Raw genomic sequence first — 16,648 nt, 5'->3', positions numbered from 1 at the left:
GGCTAATTCACCTAAAGTGAACTAATTATGGCAGGCACCTGAATAACGATGTGCAATGCAATCACTAGAATCATAGGCTTCGTGCGTGTTACCAGTTTCACCAGAGGCGCTAATCGTATTGACAGCGTCATCAGCTCCCAATGCATCCAAACATGCTTTTCAACCTACTAATGTAGACTCCCGTAGCAACTCAGCCAGACATACCTTTCTCCTACTTACTTTTGTCGGAGACGTTATTGCCTTTGCGAATGCCTGCTCACTGCCCAGCCAATACATACTTTCAGACGCTCTTGTGTTAGCTGTGTATACCCACGACTTATCTATGAGTCGGTGATCTATGATGGGTGCGATTACTGTTGGGAATTGACTTCCTTGTGCTTTGTGCAATGTGATAGCATACGCGAGTTCCATATGATCCAAGATCTCCATCGTGATCTCAACGATTCGCCCTGTATCAATTTTCGCCCTAGCCAAGACACTTTTATTCTCCTTATCGTGGAGTTCAATAATCTTGCCTAAAGTCCCATTCTGTATGTCAATCTCATAGTTATTTCTTGTAAATATGATTGGGTCACCCAACCTGAGTCCAATATCTTCAACTCGCCCCTCAGGAGATATGATCAAAAGTTTTTTTCCATAAGGGTTCGCTATTGCCTGACAAAGTTGGTTAACCTCGCTGGCAATCTTTCTTGTTGGTGATATGACTTGGACAGCAGTACTGGCTTTCAACTTGAGATATAAATCAACCATGTCGTTGACGATATTAGCCCTACTGGTTTCGGTGAAGAAAACATTCTTATAATTCAGTTCCTTTGGGACTCTCGAATTCCTAATGTCATCTGCATAGTCAGGAATACCCGTTTCATCCTTTTGCCGACGAACAACGTCAAGGTGCGTTCTTGGTAGATCTCCATACTGTATAAACTCCGACAGAACTAGCCCTGCGCCGATAGGTGGTAGCTGCTCATCATCTCCTACGAATATGATTCGTGTACTCTTAGGTAGCTTCATAACTAACTTATAGAGGCTAGGCACATCAATCATAGAAGCCTCATCAATCACGAGTAGCGTTGACTCATCGCTATTGATATCTGCATCATTCAGCATCAAGAATCTATGTATAGTTTGAGTTTCAATTAGGATGGACTCATGCAATCGCTTTGCTGCTCTACCACTTAGTGCAACTCCGTACACTTTGAAGTCAAGAGCCATATAGCTATCGACAATTGCCTTCATTACAGTTGTTTTACCCGTACCTGCTCCACCTGTTAGGATAAATACGTGATGCTCAAGACTCCGAATTATTGCTTCATTTTGCTTCTCAGTTAATGGGAACTTGAATTGAGCCACTGCATTTTTGTAGGCCTCATCAGCCCTAGAGCGCCACCCACTCCCTAAGTTCGCCAAATAGTTTATACGCTTGGCGATCACGCTCTCCATGATGTACAGGCCAGTATGGTGAACCTGCTGAGTCTTATCGTTGTAATAGATAGCGAGCGAGCTGTGAGCATTTACAAGGCACTCCTCAGCCAAACTTTCATCATCCTCACAGATCTCCATAACCAAGTGCCAAAGCTCGTCAATTTGAGCGACTGTGTGTCCTTCTTTACAGTGCTGATGCATTGCCTTTTCAACTATTGCATTCATCCTTCGTGGGTCATACAGATCTACTTTGAAAGCTTCAGTTGCTAATGTATCTGTATCTTTAAATGAGACACCAAAGTACTGTAACAAATAAGGATTTTGTTTTATCTGTTGTACAGCCTCAGACTTGTGGTACTTAAAAAGTCTTTGCTGAACTGATGGCGGAATGCCCATTTTTGCAAAATAGAGAGCATCGTTTAGGTTTTCGTATTTTCGATACCCTTCTGCGAGCTTACTTGCCAGTTGAGGTGTGAATAGGTCACTTATCTCCTTCGTTTCTCCTGTTTCAAGTAACTCAAATAACTTTACCCCAAATGCCTCGAAGACTCTTCGCGCTTTTATCTCTCCAATACCCTCGAAATCTGGTTCCCTAGAAACAAACTGAATAAACTCTTCTACTGTTTCTGGTAGCACCATAACAGCGTCCGGTTGGGTAAAAGAATATTGTGTAAGCTCATAACCACTATGGTTTACAGCCTTCTCGTCCACGTCTCCTAACAACTCCCATACCTGACCTGCTCTTGGTTCAGCATTGAGCTTCTTTTCGTTTAATTCTACCGAAGCATAGGATTTAGCTGGTACACGATTTACATAGTCGTCGATCCGCACGAACATACCATTGAATCTGTACATGCCATTTCTCAAGCCGTACACAGTTGTGATTCTGATGTAATACCGAGATGACACATTCATAAAATATTACCCATAGTATTGATGACCTCTTCCAGCTCGGAATAACGAGACAGTTTGGCTTTAAGCTCCAATATCTCAGACCTCAACTTGTTATTTTCAGCCTCTAGAAGCCTAACTTTAATAGCACTATTGTCTCGCTCTTTACTGGAGGATGCTCTAGTGGCGGTTGATTTTCCAACCGAACTAGGAAGAATTCCTATACTACGCAGGTATTTCTCTAGATCTTCTAGGGCTTTAGCAAGGGCAGGGTTTTGTCTAAATGCTGACTTGCCTATATCAGCTTGCTTTGATATTTCACCTCGGTTGAGCTTGCCTCGATGAATCATGCTCTTATAATCTGAATCAGACTTAGTGGCCTTCCATACCTCAAACTTGTACAAGTTTTCTTGAGCCAACTGTTGACCGTTTGCCATTCCTATTCCTTATGTGTTTTTAGCACCTAGCACGCGATACACTGTTTGTCGAGATACACCACACTCTTTGCTAATCTGTGACTTGGGAATACCTGCACTCGCTTTTTGACGGATTGCCTGAACTACATCTTGAGATAAAGAAGGGCGACCAATATTTTTTCCCTTTGCTTTTGCTGCTTGCATTCCTTCACGCTGCCTAATATTAATCAGCTTTCGCTCAAACTCTGCGAATGCACCGAGCATTTGCATCGTCAATTTGGCAAAAGGATCTTCTTTAGTTGAAAACTCTAATTTTTCACTTAGAAAGATAACCGAAGCGCCTTTATTGTTTATCATTTCGATAATGCCTTGAAGGTCGAGGAGGTTCCTAGCTAGCCTGTCAATAGAGTGAACATACAGCTCGTCGCCTAAACGAAGGTACTCAATGCACTCTGTGAGTACTGGTCTGTTTCGTACAGTCTTAGCAGACATTCTCTCTACAAATAGTTTGTCTACATCAATACCGACTAATTGCCTGTCAATGTTCTGATCTGCACTGGACACTCGTATGTATCCAACTTTTTGAATTGTCATAAGTAAACTCACCTAGGTATCGTAACAAAAACACTACGCATTAAGTTACAACATGTCAACAAATATGAATAGACCTTATGTTACACACAAAAACAGCACCTCGGCAGGTGCTGTTTTTGTGTAACTAAAGTGTACCTTTATGGACAGTGTTTCAAGAAATCCAGTATACGGAATGATTATTTGTCCTTGAAATAGTCAGGTAGGTTTTCCATATTGAAAAGCTCACTATCCGTCAGCAAGTCAATGACTTTACCATTCTTAACCACGAAAGAACCTTCCATGTTTTGCGCTGTTCGAAGTTCAGGTTTTAGTAAATTTTCGATAACTTCAAGAGCCTTACTAAGCTGCGCTTTATCACTCTCATGCAATTGCTTGATCGTAGCTAATTCAGATTGTGTATATGTTGTGGCCTTGGGGGGGGCAATAGAGGCGATGACACTGTTTCGTTTGTCCTGCGCTTCAACTAACAGCAACCGAATTTCATTCTCTTTTCCATCGACTTCATGCTCCAGTTCATCCACGCGTGTGGTCAATCTCTCTATATCCAAGTTTTGCTTCCTGACCTTTAATTCGAGCTTGACCTTAGCGTCAGGTTTTTCCTCTTTCTTACCGACAAAGTTATCGATCAGAACCTTATATCGACTACCTGCTCTCCTTAATGTAGAACTATCGACAGGCATCCCATACTCTGTCATTTTTTGTGCTACATACTCCGAAAGTTTACGCGAAGATGCAAACGTCGAATTTGATGCAGTTAGCTCAATGAGAATTTTCTCAACAAATTCAACTCGTTTCTTCGCAAGAGATTGTTTCCTCTCAATTAAAGTTGCCATAACGCTATCTCTGGTTTCCGGTACTCATCAGAGCCAATATCTCATTATTGGTTAATCCTCGAAGATCAGCCTTCGTTTTTGCCACTGCCACTAAATACTCTATATCAGACAGGTCTTCAGTAGACTGACCCACTCGATCTTTAGCCCTAACCTCTATTTTTCTTCTGAGCCTAGAGGCTTGCATTTTTAGTCTATCACTATGTAAATACGGAATTCCCTCAGTTTCCTTTAACCTTAACATGAGCATTTCTTGCTCACTTGCACCGTGAACTTTCATTGAATTCAATAGTTGCAAGCCCTCGTCAGACACATAATAGATACCGTTAACATTGGCGTTAGCATCTTCAATCACGTTCTTGCGCACTTCCCAATATGATGCTTTGATAACACACTCCATTTTCTCGTTCTCGAGTTCTTTTATTTCTGTCTCAAGCATTTCAAAGTTATCCAACTTTGTATTTATTGTTTTAATGTCATCACACAAAAGACGAATTGTTGAAGTGATCGCAGGGAGGTTGTTGTTTGTGCACACAGTTAATGGACATGCATGGCAGTTTTTCTCACCAATGCTGTTAATAATTTCCTTAGGACATTCTCCACCAGTAGGGCAAATGTGGGTACGGAAGTAAGCAATATTGTTGGTGTTAACTCTCCCCAACTCGGTAAGTCCGTTGAGTTGAATTACAGTTTCGCCCATATCGAAATTTACCGATTGAGCGTTATACTTATCTATTGTCTTACTTGGTGAATCATTCAATTCCTTCTCAAAAGCCTGCTGGTTAATTTCCAGATCACGCACAGATAGTATGGTATTCTGATCGTTTATCTTAGCATCATCTATGATCATAACTATCTGATTAATCAATTCCTTTGAGGCGCTATCTGGTAGACTTTTTGTATAGTAGTCGACTGTCGCTTCAGATTGACCAGTCAAGTATTTCCCAACCACATTCGACCCTAAAATTGGTGCAAAAACACTAACCGTCATAGTTCGCAACGAGTGCGGTGTTATTCGAGTTTTTCTAATGACAGGTGTAAATGCAACGGCCTTGTGACAATCATGATATGAAACTGAAATATCGCATAGCTTTGTATCAAACTCGCCTAAACTCGTAAGGTGGAGGAACTCACTCACTGAATAGTTAAGTGTAGGGGTAAAAAGTGTTGTAGGCTCAAAGCTAACACCATTGCGGGTTAGGAACGCTTCATATTCATTGATCATTTCACTAAATAAGTGAGGACACGCGGCGTCGTTGTGAAACTTTTTTATTCTAAATAATGGTGAGATATTTCCCCATTTAGAGTCCTCATAACCACCATATGGAATGTCACCACAAATACTCGGGTTGGACTCCATTGCCCTTTTTTTGATCTTATATACCTTGCGTAAAATCTCCATCGTCTCTTTAGATACCGTGACCGGATACGGCTCATTTTTTGCCTTATCGTTTGTCACTATCAACTGTTGGTACGCGCCACCATTGGGAGAATATAAATTGAAGCACTCTCGATCATCCAGCCAAATAGCATTTGACCTTCTCAGCCCAGAGTGAAGACCTAAATTCATTAGAGACCATGCGATGTGATTATGGATATACACGTTCTCATCTTTAGTGCCATATATCTTCCTGACCGTATCATTCTTGACCAGCTTTATTTGAGGCATTTGGCTTAGGTTTACTCTACCTATTTTCATAGGAACGCTACCGTCAATATTGACATTTCGATTTACTACAACATAGTTCCGACAGTTCACACCTGTTTCTATCGCTCTCTCTGACTCATCTAGAATCTGATTAGTGACCTCTTTACAAAAACTACGCAAACCAAGCCAATACTCTAACCCAAAGACATACTTGGTATTTTTCACATACCTGTTACCCTTTTTTTCCTTAGCCTTTCCAACAAGAGGGTTTCTAAAGCTCTGCACCAACCCCGAATCTAAAGTAGTAAGATAATCAAAGAAATTGCTGATTATTAGCAAAGCATCCCTACCACTGTTGTTACTTTTAGTATCATCTCGGTGGACAGCAGAGGTCATATCATAAACAAACTGTTGAAGCGTTACTGGGTATTGAAAGCCCTCTGTAAATTTTTCTCGATTTTCAATTTCAAATACATTGCTCCGCTGAACGTAAATACTATGCAGCAAATCTTCAGGTCGCTCTGGATAGGAAAACTTTCCGGAAAAGTCAGTACTGAAATAAGCGGGCAGATATGAGAATAGGTACTTATTAAAAATACTGAGTCGCATCTTTTTTTGCTTGACTGTTCCAGCTTCATTTGAGGTCGCTCGAATATAGTCATGTTGCGCAGCCACCCAGATGTTATCCTCATTCAGTTGTTCAGGGTAAAATGCTGAATCACTTCCTCCTTTACCAGACCAGTAGCCATAATCTATAAGGTTTTTTCTATCTCTGATAGGAACTATGATCTCTTTGATTCCCTGAACATTTTTACCGACTAGCTTCCATAGTTTGCTCGATTTTTCACTGTATACTGCTGTGTTCGATGCTGACTTTGCGCTCGTTTGTATTGTTACTCTCCTTTTGGTGAACTCTTTGTAGATATCGTTTTCACTCATAAGTTCAGCGCGAACCAGTAAGTCAATCGCAGGGCTGATATTGTAACTTGCGGGGCTGTTATCATGATGCTGCATTAAATTATCATGATAGCTGAGTAAAACATCCACGGTAATGTCATTTGCGTCTGTAATTCCATAAGCCACAATGATGTCTGCTAACCTCTTGAAAGACTGATTGAGCTTATCAGTCGACAACTTTTCTAATTGAATATGTTTCACATACCATTTTTTGAATGATGGTACTTGTATGAATGAGATGTTGGTTTCAAATCGCTTCATTGTCGCACCAAGCCATAAATCACTGGCCAGCGGAGGGATAAATTGGCTCATAGCTGTAGTGCTAATACGTGTCGCAGCATTTGTTGATTTAGGGTGGGAACCTACCATTGGGTTCAATGCAACAAGTTTTTTTAAGGCAAGGTAAGATACAAAGAGACGCATATTGTGCATGCGATTAAAGATGTCATTCGGTCTAATCTTATTGGATGATGGAACAAGCTTATCCAACACGGGAAGGTATTTCTCTTTAGTATCGCCACGAACCTCCATTTTCAGCAAAGATTCCATCTCCACCAAAAAACTTTTAATTTCAAAAAGTTGCATTTGGGATATTTTATTCAAGGTAGCAATACAATCATCACTACCATCGTCAGCACCTTTAAATTTTCGTTTGTACGAAGCAGGAAAAGCACTATCGCAACTCTCTTTTAATTTAATGCTAAAGGAATCAACAATAGTTCTGAAACTGTCTATTGTGAGGGTATCGTTGAAGATCATAATTTTTTACTCTGTTTTTCGATCATAGCGAACTTGTTGGTAGGCCTACCCTCGTAAAAGGCGGTTTCATGCTCCATTAGTGCTTTGTTTGTGTCTTCAATCTTTTGCGCCATTTTCACAAAGCTTTCCTTGGAATATTTTTTAGTGCTCTTGAGTTCAGAGTGGCGCATATAGTACTGAATCTCTTGATCTGAATAACCCTGACCGCCTTCAGGACGCGGAGCAAAGTTGCGCATAAAGACCGCATAGAAGTGACGCATCGAGTGAGTTCCAAGCTTGTCGAAAATCTCATCAGTCAAACCCGCTCTTGTAAGATTACGATTCCAAGCCTCACAGATGGTACTCTCACTTGAGTGAAAATATGGAGGGTAAATCATTTCCTCAGTGAGTTTATTTTTGACTCCACGCGACTGTAAAAATAGATATTCAGAACCCGATTCCGGGCGCTCATTCTCCAAATAAAGTGTTAACTCTTCAAAAAATAGAGTCTTAAACGGCTCAATCAAGTGGACTAAGTAATGGTCAATGGATTTACCTGCTACATTAGTATAACTAACTGATTCTAAATAACTGATTGTGCCTTTGTCGTGTAGCTTGACGTGTTCTTTTACTACGTCAACATCTTGAAACCTGATAGAAGCGGCCTCAGAGATACGCAACCCGCCTCCAAAACAAAGTGCATATATGGCTCTATCGCGATGGGTTTTGACATTGATATAGAATTGTCCAACGCATTCAAGGGGAAAGAACTTATCGTGTTCTGCTTTTGGTGTGGATGGAAGTTTAAAAAAGTTCTTAATCATTGTGACCTTTGCACCACCAGATATACAAGATGCCATGTAAGACCTTTCAACTAAGGCAGCGCGTTCTCTGTATGATAAGTGCCTGACTTTTCCAAGCTCTTGACCAACAGCAGTTAGCCCTTGTTCTACATCTATTAGCCCATCCGCATTGCGCTGGCGTTGCAAACTATGCTCAAGGGCATTTGACGCGGACACGAAATCACACAAACTAGATATCATGCGACTGACAGAAGCTCTTTTTAGAGAACTAGAGTCTAAGTTCTCAGCACATATTCTTGCTAAAGGGTTTTTAGAGTGCTTTCCATCAAGTAGAAATGAGGCGTACCCAGCAAAAATTAACGTCAATGTACTTCTGAGTTCATGACTTGCTGCTATGGCGGGATTGTCACTAACTGCATTGTTGTACTCTTCTGAATGCATCACTATCGATGCCTCGATAAAGTAATCATAAAATTTAGCAAGATCAGAAGCCTTAGCTTTAACTGTATTGTATGGTTGGCTACTCAAAATCATTGCATTTATATGCTCTTCAAGCTCAACAATCCTACCTGTCTTATTCGATATGTATGAATAAAACACCACGCCGTCTGCGTCTCTTAACTCTCTCTTGGTTAGATTTTTTGTTTTTCTAGGCATAAGTCCATTGCACCAATAATTAACCTAAGTAACTTTATATAAACTAGCAGTATTTTTATTTTGGTGCAATGACATTGGGAAACAAGGATTCGTTGGCTTTTTAGTTTTTAAATGATGGGAAATTTTCTAGCAGGCATACGAAAAAAGCCAGTATCTAAACTAATAGATACTGGCTCTTCGAAAGTGGCACGCCCTGTAGGATTCGAACCTACGACCACATCCTTCATCACACTATAGCTTTCGCTACCACCTATAGAGGCTTTGTGCGCTGGACTATCCCTTTACCATAGCTTTAAAAGCTTTAGGTAGACGCCGTCTAGTCTCTACACCTTCCCAGTATAACTGGGCTTGGCTCGGGATTGCCAACTCGTAAAAGTAAGGTTTCCCCGAATTTGACGTCTTACACTCTTATCGTTTCCAAAAAGAGGCCCAACCTGAATGCTAGTATAAACTAGCCAATTAGAAGGGACGTGCTCTATCCAGCTGAGCTAAGGGCGCATTATTTAGTTCTTAAACTATAACTAGTTAAAAAACGAAATTCAAATTGTTTCTTCGTTTGGCCTTCATTGCACCAAACGTGGTATCACGACCGCTTTGCAAACTTGCTAATTCATTACACCAGAATTAACCTAATATAAGAACCTTCGACCACCTCCTTAGAAGGGAGGTGCTCTATCCAGCTGAGCTAAGGGCGCGCTACAGGAACGAATTATACGAATTCGAATCAGTAAAGCAACGGCTTTATGTAACATTCTGATCTAAGTGGGTAAAAAAAGGCCAACAAACATATAAGTGTTGGAAAATAGAGCAAAGCAAACGTTTGCTTGATGGTAATCAAAAAGATTTTCTGGAATAATGCGCCAAAAACATCAGCCACTAACTTGAATATCAATACTAAGGAAATTCATGACTGCTCAAAATATTGATGGAAAGCTAATTTCTCAAACGGTTCGCTCCGAAGTTGCTGCACGTGTAAAAGCTCGTACTGAAGCTGGATTACGCGCTCCGGGCCTAGCGGTTGTTTTAGTGGGTGAAGACCCTGCTTCTCAGGTTTACGTTGGAAGTAAGCGTAAAGCGTGTGAAGAAGTTGGCTTCGTATCTAAATCTTACGACTTGCCAGCCACTGCGACAGAAGACGAATTGTTAACACTTGTAGACCAACTGAACGACGATCCAGAGATCGACGGTATTCTTGTTCAACTGCCTCTACCAGCAGGCATTGATAGCACTCACGTTCTTGAGCGTATCACGCCAGAAAAAGACGTTGATGGCTTCCACCCCTACAATGTCGGCCGTTTGGCTCAGCGCATGCCTAAGCTTCGCTCTTGCACGCCAAAAGGCATCATCACGCTGCTTGACCGTTACAACATCGACTTACGTGGTAAGCACGCGGTTGTGGTTGGCGCATCAAACATCGTAGGTCGCCCAATGACGCTAGAGCTTCTTCTAGCAGGTTGTACGACGACAACATGTCACCGCTTCACCAAAGACCTTGAAGGTCACGTGCGTCAAGCAGACGTTGTTGTAGTTGCCGTTGGTAAGCCTAACTTCATTCCTGGCGCTTGGATTAAGAAAGGCGCTGTTGTGGTCGATGTTGGTATCAACCGTTTAGAATCTGGCAAACTAGTGGGCGACGTTGAATACGACGTAGCGAAAGAAAGCGCAAGCTTCATCACACCTGTGCCGGGTGGTGTTGGCCCAATGACGGTTGCGAGCCTAATCGAGAACACCATGATCGCTTGCGAGCAATTTCACTCGAAGTAGTCCGCAGCGCATATAAATAAAATTAGAAAGCCGCAACGTGATGAACGTTGCGGCTTTTTTGATGCTTTGGTACTTAGCTATTCGTTTTTACAACGGGGTGACTCGCTTTTGATGAAGTGCTCGTTGCTACTTATCTGGAGTCTCGACTTTTTCCGTCTGTTCAGAAGGCGGTAATAAACTAATAAGCTCACACTCCGTTGATATGAGTTTTTCCAACTCAGATCCTTGTGTAATTAAACGGAAATCACCGCCATTAATCACCCCAAGAGGAATGGCTTTAGGATACAAAGCGTTAAACTCTTTTAAATCAAATGCCTCGGTCAAACCTGTACTTTTAATTTGGCTACCCTGAGCCATCAACGAGTTAAGCTTAGAATAGGTGATCCCTTCCGAAAACAGACTTCTATTGCCATCGCGGCTCACTTGGTGCCTTTCATGCTTAGTCTCTGACGATTCAAGCTCAAACACCTTATTCTCACCAAACTCGTCTTGATAGTGCATGCTAACTAACGGGTTGGTTTGACGATAAGGCGACACGATCATCGCACGCCCTATTCCATCCAATTCCAGATTATTTTCAGCGTGGCTCGAAGCTGGGTTACCAAAATAAACATTCAAGTTTTCCATGCGCGCTAAGCGAATGCTTTCCCAGTTGGTATCGGCAAGCACACTGTTGATGTTGTGTGTCGCCAACACTTTGGCAAACTGGCGTGAAAACTGAGTCGCACCAAAGAAGATAACGCCTTGTGCCTTCTCTTGAGTCACACCTAGCCTTCTCGCCCACCAACTCGCGGTAAGGCTCTGAATCACAACCGTACCGATGATGACCAAGAACACCATTGGCACCAGTAAATCTGCGCCTTCAATTAATTGCTTCTCTTGAAGTTTGATTGCAAACAGAGAAGAAACCGCGGCTGCAACGATCCCGCGCGGTGCCATCCAACTCAAAAACCATTTATCCGCCGAATTAAGATCCGTACCGATCCCGCTGATCCACACGCTTAACGGGCGAGCCACCAACATAACCACCGCTAGCAACCCAATACCACCCCAACCTATCGAGAGGAAGGTTCCGGAGTCGAGCCTGCTCGCTAACAGAATAAACAACGCAGAAATAAGTAACACGGTCAGGGTTTCTTTGAATTCGATGATGTCTTCGATATCCAAGCCCTTCACGTTGGCAAGCCAGATCCCCATGATGGTCACGGTTAATAAACCCGATTCTTCACTCAGATCATTAGAAAACGAGAACGCCGCCAACATTAGCGTCAGCACAGCCACATTACGTAAATAGTGCGGTACCCAATGCCCTTGCAGCATCTTGGCAATCAAATGGCCACCGATGATCCCTAAGCCTAAACCTATGACTAACGTCAGGCCCAGAGCTGACAGAACGTGTCCGGTAGGATCGGCAGAAGAAACAATGTACTCGTAGACGAGAACCGCAAACAGAGCGCCAATCGGATCAATTACTATCCCTTCCCATCGCAAGATACTGCCTAACGAAGATTTAGGCTGAATACTGCGAAGCATGGGCACGATTACCGTAGGGCCAGTTACCACAACTAATGCACCAAACAGTGCGGCTAACGGCCAACTGAAGTCCACAAAGTAGTATGCCCCCACCACGATACACGCCCATGTAATCAACATGCCGAAACTCACGAGGTGAGTCACCATCCGGCCATGGCCTCTGATTTCTTTGAAATTTAGGGTCAATGCTCCTTCAAACAAGATGATGGCAACCCCTAAGGAGATCATAGGAAACAGCACATCACCGAAAATGGCATCGGGATTTAGAATATTCAGGCCGGGACCTAACAATAGGCCAACGATAAGGAGAGGGAGAATGGCGGGAAGACGTAAACGCCAGCCGAGCTGCTGACAAGCTAAAGACAAGAGTCCAATTAACGCCAAAGAAGAAGTAATCGACAAATCCATTTGTGCCCCTAAAAGGTTTGCACCACACCCTGTGGTACAAACTATTCAATGAAATAAGAAAGCCTACGTTCTTACACTATAGGCTCTCTTTTTCACGCTAACCGAATATTATTGTGATTAATCAGTCACTTTACTATAGGGGGAGTAAAGTCATGAGCAGTTAACTATAGAGAAAGTACAACACCAGCAATAGCAGCACTCATTAGGTTAGCAAACACACCTGCACAAATTGCTTTGAAGCCATATTGTGAGATGAAAGAACGACGCTCTGGAACTAAGCTGCCCAAACCACCGATAAGAATCGCCATAGTAGAGATGTTAGCAAAGCCACATAGAGCGAAAGTTACGATCGCTTGCGAGTGCTCACTTAGTGCCTCTTTAGCATCCATTAGTTGGATGAAAGCCACGAACTCGTTCACGACAATCTTGTTACCGATCAATGAGCCCGCAACCACAGCCTCAGACCACGGTACACCGATCAGCCATGCAACGGGTGCAAACACATAACCTAGGATAAGTTCGAAGCTTAGGTTTACGCCAAACCAGCCGCCAACGATACCTAGCAAGCCATTCAGCATTGCAATCACACTGATAAAGGCAAGAAGTGTTGCACCCACCGCAACGGCAATACGAAGTCCAGACATAGCCCCATCTGCCATCGCCTCAACTACGTTTGTTGCTCGTGGAATTTCAACGTCAGACTCAATATTTTCTTGAGCCTCATCTGCGCTACCTGGTACCAAAATCTTGGCCATCAATAGATCAGCAGGAGCAGACATGAATGCCGCAGCGATCAGGAAGTTTAGGTCAACGCCAAGCGATGCATAACCCACTAGCGTACCACCAGCTACAGACGCCAAACCACACACCATCACAGCAAACAGTTGTGAATCTGTCATGTGTTTTAAGTAAGGCTTAACCACCAATGGCGCTTCAATCATGCCGACAAAGATATTGGCAGTCGCAGACAATGATTCCGCACGACCTGTGCCCAAGAACTTCTGTAGCGCACCACCAATAAGGTTGATCACCTTTGGCATAAAGCCGATGTGGTACAAGCCTGAAATCAGTGCAGAGAAAAAGATAATGATGCCAAGAACATTAATCGCGAAAACAAATCCGTTATTAGTTAGGCCACCAAATAGGAAGTTAATCCCCTCTTGACCGTAGTTGATCAAGCTAGATACCGCACCCGTGGCTGCATTCAACGCTTCTTTACCCATTGGTACATACAGAACCAATAGCGCGAATGAGATTTGTAATAAGAAAGCCAAAGAGACTGTTCTTAGTGGAATATTTTTTCTGTCCGTAGATAGTAACCAAGCGGCAACTAAAATAGTGATAATTCCAAGTAGGGAAGCCATGTGCGTCAACCTAAAAGTTGTAGGTAGGAAAGGCGACGCATTCTATAGAGGAAATCGTTTGCGGCAAGCTGAGGTTGTTAATGTAATGTTGGGTAATCACGATTTAACTATGAGTATAATTAAGTTATTGAATTTTAATAATTAACTTTGATTAAAAAGCGTACTTTTTCCATATGGAAATTATATTTATAGATTAGGAAACAGTTAGCGATGCAGTTCAACGCAAGTTTTGAGGTTTTTGTCCCAATACGTCGGCGACCCGATATGATCTTTAATGAACTCAATCACTGCCGAAAGCTTCTTCGGCATATTCTTTCGGCTCGGGTAAACGGCATAGAATGGCATCAGCTGACTGGCTCTCCACTCTGGCAATACTTGAATGAGCTTGCCCGTTCTAAACTCTTCTTTCACTAAGTAAGTCGCCAAATAAGCAACGCCCCACCCTGATACTGCCGCGTCTCGTACTGCCTCAGCCAAATCGACTGAGTAATCGCCCGCGACTTTGACGCTGAGGTTTTCTTGCCCGTTGTCAAACGCCCACGATGTGTAATCTCGTTCACGGCTGCGATAGATAAGACAGTTATGGTCAATCAAATCGGAAGGTACATGTGGCGTCCCAGCCTTAATCAGATAATCCGGTGACGCAGCCACCACAAACTGACTGTCGGCTAATCGCTGCGCAATGTAACCTTCAGGCAAATCTTCATTGTTGGTGATCCAGAGATCCAAGCGCTCTTCAATCATGTCCACCTTATAGTCGAACAAGTGGACCTCGATTCTCAACTGAGGATAAAGCTGTCTGAGTTGATCAATCGCCGGAATGATATGGAGTGTGCCAAATGACTGCGACAAACCGACGCGTAGTATTCCAGAGATACCATCGCGCTGGCTATCCATATCCATCTGAGCTGCTTTCACCGTGTTAAACAGCTGCTCACAATGTTGATAGAACACGTCTCCCGCTTCAGTCAGCGTGAGGCTTCGTGTGGTTCGTTGTACCAACTTGATGCCGATTGAGTCTTCAAGCAAAGCGACTTGCTTACTGATATGAGACACCGAAACGTTCAAGCTTTTTGCAGCACTGGTAAAGCCTTCGTGCTTGATCAGCGCATGGAATATCACCATCTGTGCAGCTCTATCTGTTAGCACAAGATCACCTTATTAAATCTCTGAAATATAAAATCAAAAAGGACTCCGAAGAGTCCTTTAGTTCGTTCTGCCTATGATAGGCCAAATGCTATTCAAAGCGACTTAGGTCTGTTAATCAAACTTAATTCTGTCGGCTAGGTGGCTTACTGCCAAAGCAAAGTAGTAAGAACGATTCCACTTCATTAACACATTGTAGTTGTTATAAATGAGGTACGAACGTCCGGTTTCATCATCCGGCATGATTAACCAAGCTTTAATGTCTTCATCAAGTGTTGGCAGTGGGCGATCGTCATAGCGTTTAATACCGAGTTCAGACCACTCTTTTAAGTATTTCGCTTTGTCTTCGTCTCGACCTTGTAAATCGATCGACACAGTTGACGGAACATGAACCTGACGACCCCAAGTATATTTGTCATCCCACCCTGATTGGCTGAGATAATTGGCCGCCGAAGCAAATACGTCTTCTTCAGTGCCCCAAATGTCTTTCTTGCCATCACCACTGCCATCAGCGGCGTAAGCTAAGAATGAGCTTGGCATAAACTGAGGTTGACCCATCGCACCAGCCCAAGAGCCTTTCATCTCTTTTGGTGCAATATGGCCTTGATCAAGAATCTTCAATGCCGCCATCGCTTCGCTACGGAAGAAAGCTTCTCGGCGTCCTTCATAAGCCATGGTCGTTAGGGCGTCGATAACGCTGTAATTGCCCGTGAACTTACCAAAATTACTCTCAACGCCCCATAGCGCGACAATGAATCTTGGTTGAACACCATATTCATCACCAATACGCTTTAACGCGGTGTAATGCTCCTTGTAGAGTGACCTTGCTTGCTTCACTTTCCAATCTGGAACCGCTCGTGGAATGTATTCATCCAGAGTCAGTTTTTTCTCAGGTTGGTTTTTGTCGGCTTTTACCGCTCTTGGCTTAAACGTTACACCATCAAAGGCTTCATCAATGATCGCTTCAGAGATGCCTTCTTCACGGCCTTGTTGTTTTAGTTTTTCTACATATTGCTCGAAGCTCAGTTCTTCAGCTTGTACTGAACTTATGGTCAGGCTATTACCCAATAGTAATGCCGACACAGCCAATATGGTTTTCGAAAATTTACTCAACGATCACTCCTCCTTGAATTGAGGTGGCTATCACTCTTCGTCTTGAGATTTCTGTTGAGCTTTACGCTCTTTATGAAGCTCAAGTTCGTTAACTGGTGGTGGCGGAACCTGTAAAAAGAAACCATCGGTATTCAGTGATTCTTTCACTTTTTCGATGTTTACTTGAGCCAGTTTACGGCCATCCATTTTAATTACCATTACAAAACTAGGTTTACCAAACATTTGCATCAATGCGTCAGGAACTTGTGAAAAATCATCCTTCTTAGGGATATAAAGGTATGTTCCTTCTTTCTTTGAGCTTTTATATATAGAACACAGCATGACAAACCTTTTAATTGATTATGACTACAAAACTCTCACTTGC

Annotated in this window: 12 protein-coding genes; 1 reads left to right on the top strand and 11 read right to left on the bottom strand. The window is 42.7% G+C overall.

Translation table 11 applies throughout. From position 1 onward, the window contains the following. Positions 1 to 159: 159 nt before the first annotated feature. The 6 genes from AB6E51_RS20130 to AB6E51_RS20105 form a co-directional block, all read right to left on the bottom strand. Positions 160 to 2,277, bottom strand: a complete 2,118-nt coding sequence (locus AB6E51_RS20130) for an AAA family ATPase (RefSeq protein ID WP_371955749.1) — start codon at positions 2,275 to 2,277, stop codon at positions 160 to 162. Positions 2,278 to 2,333: 56 nt separating this feature from the next. Continuing rightward, positions 2,334 to 2,750, bottom strand: a complete 417-nt coding sequence (locus AB6E51_RS20125; protein WP_371955748.1) for a VPA1267 family protein — start codon at positions 2,748 to 2,750, stop codon at positions 2,334 to 2,336. A 9-nt stretch (positions 2,751 to 2,759) separates the two neighbouring features. Beyond that, positions 2,760 to 3,323 (bottom strand): recombinase family protein, encoded by a 564-nt coding sequence (locus AB6E51_RS20120; protein ID WP_372140072.1) that lies wholly within the window; start codon positions 3,321 to 3,323, stop codon positions 2,760 to 2,762. Positions 3,324 to 3,499: 176 nt separating this feature from the next. Beyond that, positions 3,500 to 4,156 carry a hypothetical protein gene (locus tag AB6E51_RS20115; RefSeq protein WP_371955746.1) on the bottom strand — a complete coding sequence of 219 codons (657 nt, stop codon included), beginning with the start codon at positions 4,154 to 4,156 and terminating at the stop codon, positions 3,500 to 3,502. Between the two features lie 4 nt (positions 4,157 to 4,160). Next, on the bottom strand, positions 4,161 to 7,517 hold the full coding sequence (locus tag AB6E51_RS20110) for a hypothetical protein (protein WP_371955745.1): 3,357 nt from the start codon (positions 7,515 to 7,517) through the stop codon (positions 4,161 to 4,163). Next, positions 7,514 to 8,956: a site-specific integrase gene (locus tag AB6E51_RS20105; protein ID WP_371955744.1), complete on the bottom strand. Its 1,443-nt coding sequence runs from the start codon at positions 8,954 to 8,956 to the stop codon at positions 7,514 to 7,516. Before AB6E51_RS20105 ends, AB6E51_RS20110 begins: the two co-directional genes overlap by 4 nt. 906 nt (positions 8,957 to 9,862) lie before the next feature. Between AB6E51_RS20105 and folD the strand changes: the two genes are divergently transcribed. Next, the gene (folD, locus tag AB6E51_RS20100; protein ID WP_017062367.1) at positions 9,863 to 10,720 is read left to right on the top strand and encodes a bifunctional methylenetetrahydrofolate dehydrogenase/methenyltetrahydrofolate cyclohydrolase FolD; all 858 of its coding nucleotides are present in this window, start codon (positions 9,863 to 9,865) and stop codon (positions 10,718 to 10,720) included. Between the two features lie 126 nt (positions 10,721 to 10,846). Here folD and AB6E51_RS20095 read toward each other — a convergent pair whose 3' ends face one another. The 5 genes from AB6E51_RS20095 to AB6E51_RS20075 form a co-directional block, all read right to left on the bottom strand. After that, positions 10,847 to 12,661, bottom strand: coding sequence for a cation:proton antiporter (locus AB6E51_RS20095; RefSeq protein WP_372058222.1), 1,815 nt, complete (start codon positions 12,659 to 12,661; stop codon positions 10,847 to 10,849). 164 nt (positions 12,662 to 12,825) lie between these two features. Further along, a complete protein-coding gene (locus AB6E51_RS20090; RefSeq protein WP_372058223.1) occupies positions 12,826 to 14,025 on the bottom strand; it encodes a NupC/NupG family nucleoside CNT transporter in 1,200 nt (399 codons plus the stop codon). Between the two features lie 204 nt (positions 14,026 to 14,229). Further along, complete coding sequence (locus AB6E51_RS20085; protein ID WP_372058229.1) at positions 14,230 to 15,150, bottom strand: LysR family transcriptional regulator; 921 nt, start codon at positions 15,148 to 15,150, stop codon at positions 14,230 to 14,232. 135 nt (positions 15,151 to 15,285) lie between these two features. Continuing rightward, positions 15,286 to 16,284 carry a lytic transglycosylase domain-containing protein gene (locus tag AB6E51_RS20080; protein WP_017062371.1) on the bottom strand — a complete coding sequence of 333 codons (999 nt, stop codon included), beginning with the start codon at positions 16,282 to 16,284 and terminating at the stop codon, positions 15,286 to 15,288. Between the two features lie 30 nt (positions 16,285 to 16,314). Beyond that, entirely contained in the window at positions 16,315 to 16,605 is a 291-nt protein-coding gene (locus AB6E51_RS20075) for a YcgL domain-containing protein (protein ID WP_017062372.1), read from the bottom strand. Positions 16,606 to 16,648 lie beyond the last annotated feature (43 nt).

The sequence above is a fragment of the Vibrio sp. 10N.247.311.47 genome (assembly GCF_041467535.1).
Lineage (GTDB): Bacteria > Pseudomonadota > Gammaproteobacteria > Enterobacterales > Vibrionaceae > Vibrio > Vibrio crassostreae_C.
Note: the sequence above shows the minus strand (reverse complement) of the source record. Positions and strands in the feature narration are given on the sequence as shown.